This window comes from Gilliamella sp. A7 (assembly GCF_002142015.1).
Taxonomy (GTDB): Bacteria; Pseudomonadota; Gammaproteobacteria; order Enterobacterales; family Orbaceae; genus Gilliamella; species Gilliamella apis_A.
Map to the genome: position 1 here is coordinate 1 of NZ_NASN01000055.1, position 15,973 is coordinate 15,973.

Below are 15,973 nucleotides of genomic sequence, written 5' to 3' on the forward strand. Positions count from 1 at the left end.
CATAACCAAAGCAAATGCTTTAGTTTGGTATAAAGCAAGTGAAGCGGTACTTAAAAAACCTTATAAAGAAAATTATAATGGTCTTAAGTATATAGGAATATTTAAATTTTGATATCAATATAAAGATAGTAATAAATTTTGTAATAATCTGCCTTATAAGCTTGAATTTCATTATTCAGGCTTTTTTTGACACAAGTAAAACTTTTTACTTTGATTTCATTTATCAGCGCCGGTCAAATTAAATGTTCATATCTAAAGAATTATATAAGATGGGTAAAATGTTAATAGTATGTCCATACTCATTGCGAGACAAACAGTACTAAAAACAAGAATGCATCTTGATCCAACAAAATCAGAGGTGGCTGAATTTCTATTAGGGCAGAGAATATGAATAATCTAAAATTATTAAATGTACAATCACTCGATTCGCATAAAAGACTTGAATACTTAATTAGAAAAGTAGCAGATTTTGAATTAATTTGGAGCAGTTATGGAGATAATGGCTGGTTACTATTATCTGATGAAAATGGTAGAAGAATAACACCTTTTTGGCCTGAAAAAGAATTTGTTAATGAATACAATATAACTCATAAATATGACTATTTTGCTAAAAAAATGGATTTATATTATTTTTTAGACAAATGGATAAATGGATTAGCAAAAGATAAAATTGATATAGTCGTTTTTCCTGTAAAGGAAAAAGAGAGTATTATCATTTCTCCTTTGCAATTAAAAGCGCTAATAGAAAACGAATTAGAACAATATGAGTAATTTGTGTATAAAATCTATTAGTGTGATTTTATAAATTTATAATGCACCAAGTAAAATGAACAAATAGCAAAAATAATAGAAAAGCAGGAAGTAAGTAAATGTGATTAAAACTATAGATGTTGATGTTGATTTTAATGGCATAATTATTTTTGATTATCCTGGGATACTGGGTCCTTTTGATGGAAAAATAAATGATGGAGAAAATATACTTCAACAATTTACAACTACAGATAAAGGAGATTCTGTTTTAGATCTGGGTATTGCGTTACCTATCATGGGTATTGATGATGGTGGGTATATAGTTAGATTATTTTTAAATGAAATTCCTAGTAATGACAATCGAAATGTTATATTCAGTGATAAATATTTTTTTCTTAATGTAACAGGTAGTTTATATATTGCCGATATGGCAGTTTTTTGGCAATGGGAAAAATATACTGGTTGGCATAATTCTAATATTCCTAAAGGGATATATAGGGTTTGTTTAGAAGGAGTACATTTAAAACAAAACGATGATATTTTCTATTGTTATGATCTAATTTTAGAAAAGGTAGACAAACTCGGCAAGCGCAATATTGAACCACGCTCGTATTCAAACCTATATTAAATAAAAAGTTAACTGAAATTTATATTTTATTAAAATGTGATTTTAATCAGGTAAATTTAATATTGTCACTAACCTTATTTGACCGCATTGCAAGCAACCATAATCAAATTATCAACTATGAACTTTGCAACACATTGAAGTGTATAATAATCAAAGCTATCAAATGATTCTATTTACAGAACAGCCATTTTCCATGTCAAATACCGACAAATTGGCGACGGTATATTATTGATAATAAGCGTGTTGTAAATTTATATATTGTTTGTTTAGCTCTTAAGGATATGTTATTACTAATTCATAGGTATTTAAATTATATAAATGCTACTGCAAACTCATAGTCGATACTGAATATTCAAATGAATATAATAAACGATTTGAAATGTGAAAAAATATATGATGCATTTATTTATAAATATTATGTATTATTAATTTAAATAATTTAAATGCCGGAAAATAAAATTAATTTTTATCATTTAATATCGGTAAGAAAAGCAATATGGATACACGGATAAAGCTTGAGAAATATATTTTGAATGAATTTCAAGCGAAAGATAGTCAGACATTTTTATATCAACTGCATGAAAATTCTTATTTTGATAAAGAAAAATTTTCAATATTGTTAAATATTTGTGATAGTTTGGCAAAAGCGTATGGTGAATTTGGTAAAACTGATAACTATAATGATGTGATTAAAGGTCTATTCGTTATTTTCGAACATACACTTTTTTTATTATTTACTCATTTTGTTGAACATGATTTCTTTACAATTAGTAATTACGGTAAAGATTTCAAAGCCAGAGATGTATCAGCATATTATTCGCAAATTAGGGAAATAACTCAAAAAATTATTTTATAATTGGATCATACTTAGCTACTCACCTTAGTCATTATAATGACTATTTAATTATTTCCATCTAGATTCTAATTCAATTAAATCATCGTATTGATAATCATTTATGTTTATTCCTTACTGTATGTTTGATTGGAGGATGAAGCAAGAAGTACGAAAAATAGATTTTATAAACATTTGAATTTCTTTCATAGCATCAACCAATGCCTTCAGATGATCTGTTAACACAGGATTTAATCGAGAAACTTGATGATGTCAGAAAATTTTTTATTAACACCCTCGACCATGATGCCATTCAACTTTTTTACGCCCTCATGGAAAAGAAGATGGATGGGAAGTTTATCAACGAGTGGAAGAGTTCTTATATCTACGTGAAGAAAATAATGACAAAATGAAATAAAAAAAGTTTTGGAAGATGAAACTATTGCTGATAGTGTTAGGTACTGGACTACTCAAGTAGCAGCTGCTTTTCGCGACGAAAGATTAAGGAAAGGCCTTAATATATCACTAAAATCGAATGATATTGATATTAAGGGCGCTACTGAAATGGCTTTAAGTATTTTAGAAGATTAATAACGTATAAATTAAACAGATAAAATTTTTAATTTATAAAACAGGATAGTTATAAAATTATTGTTAATGAGATTAATAAAGATAGGTGGCTAAAAAATCAATATATTATGTGAGATAAAGATATATGAGTTAGCTACTATAATATAAGTATTCATGTATGATGTTTTAAGGAGCAAAAATGTCGGTGACAGCTGAATTAAGAAAATTGTTTGAATTTGAATTGTATAATTATTTAAAGGAAAACATCATATATAGCCCAAATATCAAATGTTTAAAAACGGAAATATCTATAAAAAAAACAAAAATTAATCAAGCAAGTGGCCGTATAGGTTTCAGATTTTTAAATAATGCTCAGGGGTACTGTCTCAGTACAAGTGTTGATTCTCCAGAATTAATTGTTTTTTTTAATAAAATAAATCCACCATATAGATCAAATAACCCCGAAGGTGTCGTTTATGCAATGAATACTTCAATGGAGATTGGTTTTAAATCATTCGCTCCTAATTTGGGTGGTACTGTAGATTTACCCAGAAATGAAGAAGAAAGAAAAAAAACTTGTGAATGGATTTTTACTAAGGTGAGAGATATTTATTTGCCAAGAGCTATCAATCTTATTGAGTTAAAGCCTGAAACGATAAAAGATATCATATTATTCCCAAACTATTATGCTTATCCTTTTTTGACAATTTTATACCTAAGCAAAAAACATAATAGGTTTTTAACAGATAAAGAGATGGAGTTGATATTTAGTAAAAGAAAAAGAATATTAGGCAACAAATTATTTGATAAAAAACTCTTAGAGATATATCTATAAAAAATCGATACTATTTCTTTGATGTTTGTACATTAATTTGGGTGTTTTTATCTTCTGATTTATAATGTTTACTCACATATTTTGAATAAAAGAAATATTTTTGGGGTTATTTATTGAGTGGACTGGTTCTTGGAACTCTTTTTATTCAACTAAACCTATAAATGTTGTTTTCTCCGAATGGAGAAAAAAAATGATAGCTATTAACTACAAAAGTTATTATAACCCTTGGATGGGAGACGAGTGGTTATTTAGTTATAAGAATAATGAAATGCTTGAATATCACTATGAGAATGGTTATAACATTGATATGCAAGGTGAAGGCTGTGTAACGATAGAAGCTAAAAAAGTTTCATTGAACGCGGTTGCAACTTTGATTGAATTTGAAAGGGAAACGAATTTCGAACCTTACAATATTAATCTACATCTTAAAGACTTATACTACTATGTTCTAGTTCTACCAGAGGAATTGGAAAATTCGGAATTTAGTCGTAAGCTACACGAATTATTTATTAGTGTACTTAAAGTATAAAATTAACTTAGTAAATATGAAGGATTTTTCTTATTTTATCATTTAGTTAATTTGAGGAAATAACATCTTTTTATCTATTTGATTCGTAATCATTTACGATAACTAGCTATGAGGGGGGTATTTAATAATATCTACTCACTTTTCTTTAAATTATCAATTAATAGCGGTTATTTTATCTGTTAGGAAATTATTTGTTTAATAAATAGATTTTTATTTTTATTAAAATAGTAAAATAATAGCTATCATGTTTAATTTTTTACCAAAATGATGTATTCCTAATTTTAATTTAAAAAGTTTTAGTTTGTATATTTGGTTTGTATATATTGTTATATCGGTTATAAACGAGCATGATTTAGATAAATAATCAATATGCCACCAACATGCAGTAATGGTCACAGTTAATATCTCAAATTTGCATTGATAAAATAATTCGACTTTAATCGAAGACCTCATTTTCCATATCTAACTCAATCTTTTTTATTGCTTGTCCACAACGATATATCCGATTATCTAATGCTGCTATTTTTGTATAATCAATAGCCTCAGGCGATAGTTCTAATTCATATTTCATCTCTTGCAATCGTCGCAGATAATCTAAATGTCTGGAATGTTTTTCTGCAACGGTTTCTTGAATTACATAACTTGTTGGTTGCTTGCGTAAATGTACAGTAGCAAGCTCACGACTTAGTGCAGTAATTTGGTCAATAAGTTTTTCCGATAAGAATTCAATTTGACTCATTTTTTCGGTTAAAGCTGCATCACAGAGAGAATGATAAGTAAGCTTTATCTTATCGATATAAAATTGAAAATCGACCTCAATCTTACTGCTATTAAACAGATGTTCATCAAAATAGTGTTCCTGATAAGCGGGTTGATCAGATAGGTTGATCTGTTGCTCAAGTTGATTGATCTGTTCTTTTAATTTTTCCAAAAAATTCTGCATAGATATATCTTCATGGTTGGTTAGATGTATCATCATCTTGTCCAAAATAGTTGCCTAGATGAATTTTAGATAGATTCATCAACTTCATTAGTGCTTCAAACGTTAATTTTTCATTAGGATTTCGGTTTGGACTGATTATTTTTTTTTCGATTAGTTGTGATTTAATTCGGTTATAACTATCAACCAAATATAGTGGTAGTGGTGATTGAGAACGATAGCCTAACCATAATATTCCTTGAATAGGTAAGCTCAAGGCAAATAGAATGGTAACAATAGTTACCGCTAATTGTGCCGGTAGATAATATTGCCAAACAATTAAGCCAATAATGATTGGTGGTAATATTTTTTTTGCGGTTTTTATGTGGTTAATAATTTTTAATTCCGGAAATGAATATGAAAGCGCCTTATCTTTGGGGCAAAGATCCATATATGTTTGACCTGCCTTAAATTTTTTAACTAAATTCATCTGATTTGGATTCCTCGACATTCACATTTTAATGTCTTAAAATAGTGTCATTCAAATTGGGGGCTCTCTTTATTTTATCTTAAAAACCAAGATATCAGAAGTCGCCTTGTATATCACATTGATTATTTAATCATGTGTAGAGTTACCAATTTTGATTGGTATATATCTTTTTATTCAATTTATAGGAATTACTATGTCATCAAGTAATAACGCTCTTGTTCTGAATTGTGGAAGTTCATCTTTAAAATTTGCAATCATAAACCCTGAAAATGGTGATGAATTTTTATCTGGCTTAGCTGAATGTTTTCACCTTCCTGATGCTCGTATTAAATGGAAATTAGATGGTGAAAAGAAAGAAGCTTCTTTAGGTGCTGGTGCAGCGCATAGCGAAGCAATCCGTTTTATTGTTAACAGTATTTTTCCACAAAAACCAGAATTATTGGATAGTATTAAATCAATTGGACACCGTATTGTTCATGGCGGTGAGAAATATACCCAATCAGTTGTAATTGATGATTCAGTATTAAAAGGAATTGAAGAAGCAGCGGCTTTCGCACCTTTACATAATCCAGCTCATTTAATTGGTATTCGTGAAGCTTATGTTGCTTTTCCTCATTTAAAAGATAAAAACGTCGCAGTATTTGATACTGCATTCCATACTACAATGCCTAAAGAAGCATATTTATATGCAATCCCTAATGAATTATATACTAAACATGGTATTCGTCGTTATGGTGCTCATGGTACAAGCCATTATTATGTTAGCCGTGAAGCAGCTAAATTATTAAATAAACCAGTTGAAGAAACTAACGTGATCACTTGTCACTTAGGTAATGGTGCTTCTATTACTGCAGTTAAAAATGGTAAATGTGTTGAAACTTCAATGGGATTAACGCCACTTGAAGGTTTAGTTATGGGTACTCGTAGTGGTGATATTGATCCTGCTATTATGTTCTTCTTACATGACAACTTAAAAATGTCTGTTGCTGACATTAACAATTTATTAAACAAAAAATCTGGTTTACTAGGTTTAACGGGTGTTAGCAGTGACTGTCGTTATGTAACCGAAAATTACGAAAAAGATGAAAATGCAAAAAATGCCTTAGATGTTTTTGTTCATCGTTTAGTAAAATACATTGGTGGTTATGCAATGTTATTAGACGGTCGTCTTGATGCAATCGTGTTTACTGGTGGTATCGGTGAAAATGCAGAGGAAGTTCGTCGTATGGCTTTACAAAAATTAAGCTTACTTGGTTTTGAACTTGATCAAGAACGCAACTTAGCGGCTCGTTTTGGTAAAGGCGGTACCATTACTAAAGATGGTTCAGCAATCGCGATGGTAATTCCAACCAATGAAGAACTTGTCATTGCTCAAGATGCTGCACGTTTAACAGCTTAAAAGCTTTTAAAACCGCCTATAAGGCGGTTTGTTTTTTGGATTTAATAAAGAATTAAGAGGAAACAAATTATGTCTCGTACCATTATGCTGATTCCAACAGGTACTAATGTTGGTTTAACAGGTGTAAGTCTAGGTGTTATTCGAGCAATGGAGCGTCAAGGTATTAATTTAAATGTATTTAAACCTGTTGCGCAACCAAGAGCAGGCGGCGATGCCCCTGACAATACAACTACTTTAGTTAGCTCAAACACATCCATTCCTACTTTAAAACCATTAAAAATGAGTCATGTTGAGAACCTATTAGGTTTAAATCAACAAGATGTATTAATGGAAGAAATTGTCGCTCTGTATGCTGAAAATACCAAAGGTGCTGATGTTGTTTTAGTTGAAGGCATTGTACCAACAACTGATTATCCATTTGCTAATGAATTAAATAATAACATTGCTAAAACACTTGGCGCTGAAATTATTTTTGTTGTAAATATGGGTAAAGATAACCCAGAGCAATTAAAAGACCGTATTGAAATTGCCCGTTCTAATTTTGGTGGCATTAAAAATGATAAGATTATTGGTGTCATTGTTAATAAAGTCAATGCTCCAGTTGAAGAGCAAAACCTTGCTCGTCCTGATGTAGCTGAAATTTATCATACGCCAAAATTTGATAATAAAAAAATCACTATTAAAGAGTTAAGTGAGCATAGCCCGTTACCAGTCCTTGGCTGTATTCCTTGGAATATTGATTTGAGTGCTTGTCGAGCAATTGATATTGCTAAACATTTTGACGCAAAAATTATTAATGAAGGTGCAATTAAAAATCGTCGAATTAAACATATCTCTTTCTGTTCTCGAAGTGTTCAAAATATCATCAATCACCTGCAACCTAATGCGCTTTTAGTGACTTCAGCAGATCGTGCTGATGTATTGGTTACTATTAGTTTAGCCGCGATGAATGGTGTTGCCATTGGTGGGGTATTACTAACTGGTGGTTACGATATTGATGAAAAAGTGTATAAATTATGTCAACCAGCATTTGATACTGGTTTACCGGTATTTACGGTTAAAACAAATACATTCCAAACTTCAATTAACTTACAACAATTTAATCTAGAAATCCCTGTAGATGACAAAGAGCGTATGGATAATACTCAAAACTTTGTTGCTGACCATATTGATGCAAATTGGATTAAATCATTAAATGAAGTTGTAAATTCTGCTCGACGTTTATCTCCACCAGCATTCCGCTATCAATTAACTGAACTTGCTCGTAATGCGAAAAAAGTGGTGGTATTACCAGAAGGTGACGAACCAAGAACCATCAAAGCTGCTGCAATTTGTGCCGAGCGTAACATTGCAAAATGTGTGCTGATTGGTAATCCAGATGAAGTTCGTAAAGTGGCTGCATCGCAAGGTGTTACATTAGGCGCTGGTGTTGAAATTGTTGATCCAGATAGTATTCGTGAAAAATATGTACCACGTTTAGTCGAATTGCGTAAAAACAAAGGTATGACAGAAGTCATTGCTCGTGAGCAATTAGCGGATAATGTAGTACTTGGTACAATGATGCTTGAAGCAAATGAAGTTGATGGTTTAGTTTCAGGTGCGGTACACACTACGGCTAATACAATTCGTCCACCGTTACAATTAATCAAAACAGCACCAGGAAGCTCACTTGTTTCATCAGTATTCTTTATGTTAATGCCTGATCAAGTTTATATTTATGGTGACTGTGCAATCAATCCAGATCCAAATGCGCAAGAGCTTGCGGAAATTGCTATCCAATCTGCTGATACTGCAATTGCCTTTGGTATTGAACCACGCGTTGCAATGATCTCTTACTCAACCGGTAGTTCTGGTCAAGGTGCCGATGTTGAGAAAGTAAAAGAAGCAACACGTATAGCACAAGAAAAACGCCCTGATCTAATGATTGATGGTCCATTACAATATGATGCTGCTGTTATGCCTGATGTGGCAAAATCTAAAGCACCAAATTCACAAGTAGCTGGTAAAGCAACAGTATTTATCTTCCCTGATTTAAATACTGGTAACACTACTTACAAAGCGGTACAACGTTCAGCGGATCTTGTCTCAATTGGTCCTATGTTACAAGGTATGCGTAAACCTGTGAACGACTTATCACGTGGTGCATTAGTCGATGATATTGTTTATACTATCGCATTAACAGCTATTCAATCAGCACAAGAACAAAATGCTGCTAAATAGTTAGTATTTATACTGCAATTTATGAGAGGTTATTAATAACCTCTCATTTTTATCTCTCTTACCAATCCTCTTATTTTTAAATATTGTTTTTTGATTGCAATTCAATAAATGACAAAGTACTTTTGGGGCTGTTTTTTAGCTCTTTAGAGTTTATATGATATAAATTATATAAATTTTAATTTGCTATCTGTTTAAATCATTATCTACAGATAAATTCGAGTTATTTTTGCATTAGTAATAAAGAATTTCAAAGTAACAAAAATGAGTTTTGCGATATAGTTCGATTTTTAATGACCTTTATTGAAGTTAAAACGCAATGAATTTTCTTAATACGCTAAATAATTTATACCTCACTTTGCAAACGGCTATTTTCTTATCTTGATCAAGATATTCATGTACAAAATAAGATTATAAATCTTTATGTCATAGTATGAATATACAAAAAAAATGTTTATACGCTATTTAAGCTTAATAATTAGATGATACAATAGCCACCAATTTTTATATTAGCCCATATTTTAGGAATTAAGATTGATGAATAAAGACATCCACCAGCAGCGTATATTAATTTTGGATTTTGGCTCACAAGTAACTCAATTAATTGCTCGACGAGTTCGTGAAATTGGTGTTTATTGTGAACTTTGGCCATGGGATGTTTCGGAAGAAAAAATTAAACAATTTAATCCTAAAGGTATCATTTTATCGGGTGGTCCCGAAAGTACTACCGAGCAAAATAGCCCTCGTGCACCTGAATATGTATTTAATGCAGGAGTGCCGGTATTAGGTATTTGCTATGGTATGCAAACAATGGCGATCCAGTTAGGTAAGGGCGGAGTCGTTACTGCATCTAATCAACGTGAATTTGGTTATGCTAAAGTAGATATTGTTGCAAAATCAAAATTAACAGACGGGATTTTAGATAGCATTAATGATCAAGGTATTAATCAGCTTGATGTTTGGATGAGCCATGGTGATAAAGTAACCTCATTACCAGACACATTTAATTTAATCGGTCAAACAGAAACCTGTCCATTTGCAATCATGGCAAATGATGAAAAACAATTTTATGGTGTACAGTTTCATCCTGAAGTTACTCATACCGTTAAAGGATTTGAATTATTACAACGCTTTGTTATCGATATTTGTCATTGTGAAAAATTGTGGACACCTTCTTCAATTATTACTGATGCAGTGGCACGTATTAAAGAGAAAGTTGGCCAAGATAAAGTATTGTTAGGCCTATCTGGTGGTGTTGACTCTTCGGTTACTGCACTATTATTACATCAAGCAATCGGCGATCAGTTAACCTGTGTTTTTGTGGATCATGGTTTATTACGTTTAAATGAAGCACAGCAAGTAATGGACATGTTTGGTGATAAATTTGGTTTAAATATTATCGCGGTTAATGCTGAAGATCGTTTTATGGCAGCATTAAAAGGTGAAGCAGATCCTGAAGCTAAACGTAAAATAATTGGCCGAGAGTTTGTTGCAGTTTTTGATGAAGAAGCCGCAAAACTTAAAGATGTAAAATGGCTTGCTCAAGGGACTATTTATCCCGATGTTATTGAATCAGCTGCCGCTGACACAGGTAAAGCACATGTCATCAAATCTCATCATAATGTTGGTGGTTTACCAGAAGATATGAAAATGGGCTTAGTTGAACCATTACGTGAATTATTCAAAGATGAAGTACGTAAAGTTGGTTTAGAACTTGGTTTACCATACGATATGCTATATCGTCATCCATTCCCTGGACCAGGTTTAGGCGTACGTGTATTAGGTGAAGTGAAAAAAGAGTACTGTGATTTATTAAGGCAAGCGGATGCTATCTTTATCGAAGAACTTTACAAAGCTGAACTATACCACAAAGTTAGTCAAGCATTTACCGTATTCCTACCGGTACGCTCGGTTGGTGTTATGGGTGATGGCCGTCGCTATGATTGGGTTGTCTCGTTACGTGCCGTAGAAACCATCGACTTTATGACTGCCCATTGGGCGCATCTTCCTTACGACTTTTTAGGAAGAGTATCAAACCGTATCATCAACGAAGTTAATGGCATATCACGAGTTGTATATGACATCAGCGGCAAACCGCCAGCGACTATTGAGTGGGAGTAGAATTAATAATAAATAATCATTTGTATTTCTTTAAAAGGCCTTTTTATCAAGGCCTTTCTTAGATCCAATTTAAATTTATAAAAATTATTGTAATGGGTTAATAACTTTATCGTCCTTTAAATCTTTAAATTTTACTATTTTAGATAAATTACTAGTATTACCTAAAACTGTAATATTAGAATCAGATTCTTCTGAAAAAATGTTATATTTATTAGGAATATTATATGTTTCTACACCTAACCAATTAGCTAAGATAGATACCATATTGATACCACTATGCTGAGCTTTTATCATTTTATGCATAGTATCATCGCTATTAATAATAACAAAAGGAACCTCATAACCTTGTTTAACATGACCATTATGACGTAATCGTTCATTATCTTGGCCTTGTCCATGATCAGAAAAAAACATTAATGTGAACTTTTCACCTGATTTAGTTTCTTTTAGTTTTAATTCTGTATATAAACTTTTTAATAATTTATCAGTTTCATTGACTGATTGCAGATAACATTCATATTGTATTCCATTAGGGTGTCCTTTAAAAAAAGACTCAATATTATCAACACGGTCACAGGCGGGTAAATGAGAGCCCATTAAATGTAAAATAATAAATTTCTTTTTGTTTCCATTATTATTTAATACATTTTTAAAAGGTTCTAATAAACGGTGATCTCTTATACGATTAGAATTACTTTCATGAGTTTGTAAGAAATAAGTGTATTTGCTTCTTTTACCAATGACCGATGCAGGAGGACTCCAATTAATACTACTACCATATCTACCTTGATTAGAAAGCCAAAAAGTTTCAAATCCAGCTATATTGGCTAAATCGATAATATTTTCTTTATAATTAATTCTAATCTCAATATTTTCAATACTATTGTTTAGCGTTAACATCCTGGATAATGAGGCGGCAGTAGTATAAGAAGGTGCAATTAAACCATCTAGAAATGTACCATTTATATTATTTAAAAATGGGGAAGTTTTAATAGGATAACCATAAGCACTAAGGTAATCTTTTCTTAGGCTTTCTCCTATAACTAAAACAAAGTTATTATATCCAGTATCGTTTATTTTTTTGATTTGCCATTCTGATTTAAAATTAAGAGAGTCTTCATATTCTTTCTGTGCTAATTTGAAGTTTGAATAGGTTGAATAATAAAAACCAAATGGATAATATGAGTTAAAAAAACGTGCTCGTGTTGCTTTATCTATAATCATTGTTGATAGTAAAGCAATTAATAATAAATAAAGTAATTTTTTATTAATCCTATAATTAGTTTTGTATAAAAATCTATAATTCAAAATAATTAGAAAGATAGTAATTATTGATAATAAAAAATAATATAAAGGAATATTATTCATAAAACCAATAGCTTCATCCACATTAGTATAAAGTAACGAACTAATTAAATGAGAATTGGGGATACCATAATCTATACCAATGGGAAAATAAAATGTCACGATTATCAGTAACGGTATATATAGATATTTATTTATTTTATTAAAATAACTAAATACGATAAAAATAATAAAATTGTAAATAAAATGTCGAAGTTTGATATGGCCTATAGTTCCAAATGTAATAAAACCAGTAATCAATAATGCTAAAGTATAAAAGGTAATTATATGTATTAATTTATTTTGAGATGCTTTAAATGTCATTATTCAATTCTAATCCTGTATGAAAATATTTTTCCTAGATATTTTTTATATATTAATTTTTTTAAATGCAGTTTTTTCATACCTCCTATTATTTTGAAATATTTATTGGCTCTTTTATATCCTACTAACTAGCGCTTCTTAACACTGATTTCTTTTTGTGTATTAAAAATGTTTTATAATAAATTTCATTATTAGTCATTATTAAAGCCAGATGATTCTATCCCTTTTTAAGGGATATATTAAACATAATAATTTTAATAACAATAATTATATATTATTTTAAAGGTATTTGTGATTTAGATGTAAATAAATTATTTTTTGATGCAGAGTTGATTGAGTTAAATATATCAATGTTCTTGTCTTATTATTCCTTTAAAATTTAATATAATAGAGTAAATGATAATAAATATTATCTATTTTTACTCAACTCAGTAACATAAATGGTTTATTGCAAATATCTTTTAAACAATTTATTAGCCATTCCAATTCGAAGGAGTATTATCGTATATAACTTCATAAGTTTTTAGATGGAATCAATATAGTTTTCTTTACTAATTAAAATTAATTTGTAATATTATTATTCATTCTAATTATGTATTGATGGGATATTAGATACAACATAAAAATCGTTTATTAACTCTACCGTTCAATGAAACTTTTAATGTATGGATATAAATCACATAGCTATAAACGTTAAATTGATTTAAATATACGCATCATATTATATGAACCGCTTAGATGTATGTTTGGCTAAGAACATTTCTTTGAAAGTAATTTACTAAATATGAATTTGTACTCTAGAGATATTGAAGAAAAATACTTTAAATTGTATTTTCAATATAAATGTTCCTTTTTTAAAGCAAATATCATCTTCTGATTTAATGTTTATACAAAACAGTGATGGTGATGCATTCCAATCATTTCTTACCGAACTAAAATAGGTTTACATACAGTCCGACATGAATCGTGTAAGAGTTATAATGGTAGCTAATAAATATTAAGGCTGTAAAAGCCATTCCATATCGAATGGCTTTTTTATTGTAAGATTTTAAAAAATTATTAAACTAAACGTACAGCTAACAATAATCATTCATTTTACATTTAGATGATTATTCGCTCTGTTGCATACCAGATTAGCGATTGTGAGTGATCGACAAACTGATTTTCATCATCTGATAATAATTGGATGGATCTTTTGGCTTCAGGTGAAGTTCTGATACTTAACATTTTTTCTTTACTTTGCCAGTAAATTTCAGCCATTCCATCAAAATCAAAAATAGGTGCACCTCTGCTATTGCGCATAGCATTTCCCGGTTTTTTATCCTGTAGTGGTACACTTTGGACATAATGAAGAATTCCCATTGCTTCTTTTTGTGAATTAACTAAAGTTGCATGATGGTTACGCCAATAATCATCAAATTCTTGATAACTTAATGTCTTTTTGCGTTTAACTAACGTAATTAATTTGATCATTTAATATCTCCTTTAATAAATAAAACCATATGGTAAAGTATGACAGAGCTGTTAGAGTCAATAGGATGTGTTATGAAAATTGGTGAATTATCCAAACTTAGTCAAATTAGTATAAGGATGCTTAGATATTATGAAGAGGCAGGATTGTTGTCTCCAAAACGTACTGTTTCTGGTTATCGTCAGTTTGAAATAGATGACATAGAGCGAGTTAAGCTAATTTATAAGTTAAATAGTGCCGGATTAACATTAAAAGTTATACGTAAGATCCTTCCTTGTTGGCAATATCAAAGTAACAAATTTTCTCTTTGTAAGGAGTTTAAAAATGGCTTGAGTGAAACACTTTTAAAACTTGATAAACAAATTGAACTTTTACAACAAAGTCGTAGTCATTTAATAACCTTGTTAAAGGAAAATAATGAAAATAAGTAAAATTAAGATTGTTTAAATAGGCTTTCAATCGTCAAATGCTAAAATTAAAATGGGATATTACCTAAAATTAAAAGATATTGGAGAAGCTAATCCTCCGCAGAGTAGGGTTATTGTTTATCATTTTAATTACAACGTTATTGATAAAAATTATGAATAGTTTTCTTTTAATAATCCTATTATATCGCTAGACAGTGGTTATTCTTGTTTATTTTTGCAGATTAAATATGATCTAAATAATGAAATAAATAGGATGTTATAGACCTAAACATTGAAATAAAGCTAAATTAGAATTTTATGTTATTTTTGTTATTATAAAATCGAATTTTTAGTTAATTATTAAGGTAAAACATGTTTAATTTAAAAAAATATTTAGTTGGTTTATTGGCATTGTTTAGTGTTTCTTGCTATGCATTCGATCATGTTGTTACTTTTGTTTGTACAGGTAACACAGGCCGTAGCCCTATGGCCGAAGCATTGGCTAAGGATTATGTTAACAAACATAATCTCAATATTGAGGTTCAATCACGGGGTGTTAATGTTGATCCAAGTGAATTAACGCCAGAAGAAGGTACAGTTAAGGTATTAAAAGATAGAAATATTGATATATCTTCACATAAAGCAACGCAATTAGTCAAAGAGGATATCGATAAATCAGAATATTTACTGACAATGACGCAAAAACATAAAGATAAAATTTTGGATAAATTCCCAGAATCGAAAGGTAAAGTATTTACATTATCTGAATTTGCCACAGGTAAAAATGAAGATCTTTCTGACCCATACAAATTACCATTATCAGCTTATATCAAAGTAGAAAAACAATTAGATGAATTTTTACCACTGGCATTGGATAAAATTGCTAAAGAGAAATAATTTGATCTAAATATATTCTTATAAATTTTCTTTTTTAAAACCGCATAATTGAAGTGACCCCATAAAGTTGGACACTTTTATTAAGCGGCTTGTAAGGCCTGATTTCGATATTTAACCGGAGTCAGGCCTTTTAATTTGGCTTTAATCCGTTTGGTGTTGTAGTATTCTATATATTCTTCTATTTTTTCAATCAATTCATCTGCATCTTCAAAGCATTGTCCATGATACATTTCTGATTTT

Annotated in this window: 16 protein-coding genes; 11 read left to right on the forward strand and 5 right to left on the reverse strand. The window is 30.3% G+C overall.

Features of this window, described 5'->3' with window-relative positions; genetic code table 11:
- The first annotated feature begins 387 nt into the window (after window positions 1-387).
- The 6 genes from B6D18_RS10710 to B6D18_RS10735 all read left to right on the forward strand — a co-directional run bounded on the left by B6D18_RS10710 (window position 388) and on the right by B6D18_RS10735 (window position 4,144).
- Window positions 388-771 (forward strand): DUF2750 domain-containing protein, encoded by a 384-nt coding sequence (locus tag B6D18_RS10710; RefSeq protein WP_086364434.1) that lies wholly within the window; start codon window positions 388-390, stop codon window positions 769-771.
- 100 nt (window positions 772-871) lie between these two features.
- Window positions 872-1,378 carry a hypothetical protein gene (locus tag B6D18_RS10715; RefSeq protein ID WP_086364435.1) on the forward strand — a complete coding sequence of 169 codons (507 nt, stop codon included), beginning with the start codon at window positions 872-874 and terminating at the stop codon, window positions 1,376-1,378.
- 496 nt (window positions 1,379-1,874) lie between these two features.
- Complete coding sequence (locus tag B6D18_RS10720; RefSeq protein ID WP_086364436.1) at window positions 1,875-2,234, forward strand: hypothetical protein; 360 nt, start codon at window positions 1,875-1,877, stop codon at window positions 2,232-2,234.
- A 402-nt stretch (window positions 2,235-2,636) separates the two neighbouring features.
- Entirely contained in the window at window positions 2,637-2,801 is a 165-nt protein-coding gene (locus B6D18_RS12775) for a hypothetical protein (protein WP_216818954.1), read from the forward strand.
- Window positions 2,802-2,979: 178 nt separating this feature from the next.
- Complete coding sequence (locus B6D18_RS10730) at window positions 2,980-3,615, forward strand: hypothetical protein (protein ID WP_086364437.1); 636 nt, start codon at window positions 2,980-2,982, stop codon at window positions 3,613-3,615.
- A 190-nt stretch (window positions 3,616-3,805) separates the two neighbouring features.
- Window positions 3,806-4,144 carry a hypothetical protein gene (locus B6D18_RS10735; RefSeq protein ID WP_216818955.1) on the forward strand — a complete coding sequence of 113 codons (339 nt, stop codon included), beginning with the start codon at window positions 3,806-3,808 and terminating at the stop codon, window positions 4,142-4,144.
- Between the two features lie 436 nt (window positions 4,145-4,580).
- Here the strand turns inward: B6D18_RS10735 and priC are convergent, their stop codons facing one another.
- Both priC and yfbV read right to left on the reverse strand, forming a co-directional pair.
- On the reverse strand, window positions 4,581-5,087 hold the full coding sequence (priC, locus tag B6D18_RS10740; protein ID WP_158092580.1) for a primosomal replication protein PriC: 507 nt from the start codon (window positions 5,085-5,087) through the stop codon (window positions 4,581-4,583).
- Between the two features lie 10 nt (window positions 5,088-5,097).
- The gene (yfbV, locus tag B6D18_RS10745; RefSeq protein WP_158092581.1) at window positions 5,098-5,553 is read right to left on the reverse strand and encodes a terminus macrodomain insulation protein YfbV; all 456 of its coding nucleotides are present in this window, start codon (window positions 5,551-5,553) and stop codon (window positions 5,098-5,100) included.
- A 193-nt stretch (window positions 5,554-5,746) separates the two neighbouring features.
- Here yfbV and B6D18_RS10750 point away from each other — a divergent pair, with 193 nt between their 5' ends.
- The 3 genes from B6D18_RS10750 to guaA all read left to right on the forward strand — a co-directional run bounded on the left by B6D18_RS10750 (window position 5,747) and on the right by guaA (window position 11,290).
- Window positions 5,747-6,952, forward strand: coding sequence for an acetate kinase (locus B6D18_RS10750; RefSeq protein WP_086320224.1), 1,206 nt, complete (start codon window positions 5,747-5,749; stop codon window positions 6,950-6,952).
- 69 nt (window positions 6,953-7,021) lie between these two features.
- Window positions 7,022-9,172: a phosphate acetyltransferase gene (pta, locus tag B6D18_RS10755; protein WP_086364440.1), complete on the forward strand. Its 2,151-nt coding sequence runs from the start codon at window positions 7,022-7,024 to the stop codon at window positions 9,170-9,172.
- A gap of 534 nt (window positions 9,173-9,706) precedes the next feature.
- Window positions 9,707-11,290 carry a glutamine-hydrolyzing GMP synthase gene (gene guaA / locus B6D18_RS10760; RefSeq protein ID WP_086364441.1) on the forward strand — a complete coding sequence of 528 codons (1,584 nt, stop codon included), beginning with the start codon at window positions 9,707-9,709 and terminating at the stop codon, window positions 11,288-11,290.
- 84 nt (window positions 11,291-11,374) lie between these two features.
- Here guaA and B6D18_RS10765 read toward each other — a convergent pair whose 3' ends face one another.
- Together B6D18_RS10765 and B6D18_RS10770 are read right to left on the reverse strand one after the other, a co-directional pair.
- Complete coding sequence (locus tag B6D18_RS10765; RefSeq protein ID WP_086364442.1) at window positions 11,375-12,958, reverse strand: phosphoethanolamine transferase; 1,584 nt, start codon at window positions 12,956-12,958, stop codon at window positions 11,375-11,377.
- A gap of 1,101 nt (window positions 12,959-14,059) precedes the next feature.
- Window positions 14,060-14,431, reverse strand: coding sequence for an EthD domain-containing protein (locus tag B6D18_RS10770; RefSeq protein ID WP_086364443.1), 372 nt, complete (start codon window positions 14,429-14,431; stop codon window positions 14,060-14,062).
- A 72-nt stretch (window positions 14,432-14,503) separates the two neighbouring features.
- Between B6D18_RS10770 and B6D18_RS10775 the strand changes: the two genes are divergently transcribed.
- Window positions 14,504-14,860 (forward strand): MerR family transcriptional regulator, encoded by a 357-nt coding sequence (locus B6D18_RS10775; protein ID WP_086364444.1) that lies wholly within the window; start codon window positions 14,504-14,506, stop codon window positions 14,858-14,860.
- Between the two features lie 348 nt (window positions 14,861-15,208).
- The gene (locus B6D18_RS10780; RefSeq protein WP_086364445.1) at window positions 15,209-15,733 is read left to right on the forward strand and encodes a low molecular weight protein arginine phosphatase; all 525 of its coding nucleotides are present in this window, start codon (window positions 15,209-15,211) and stop codon (window positions 15,731-15,733) included.
- A gap of 80 nt (window positions 15,734-15,813) precedes the next feature.
- On the opposite strand, the gene B6D18_RS10785 is transcribed toward B6D18_RS10780, so the two are convergent.
- A complete protein-coding gene (locus B6D18_RS10785) occupies window positions 15,814-15,963 on the reverse strand; it encodes an IS3 family transposase (RefSeq protein WP_086364446.1) in 150 nt (49 codons plus the stop codon).
- Window positions 15,964-15,973 lie beyond the last annotated feature (10 nt).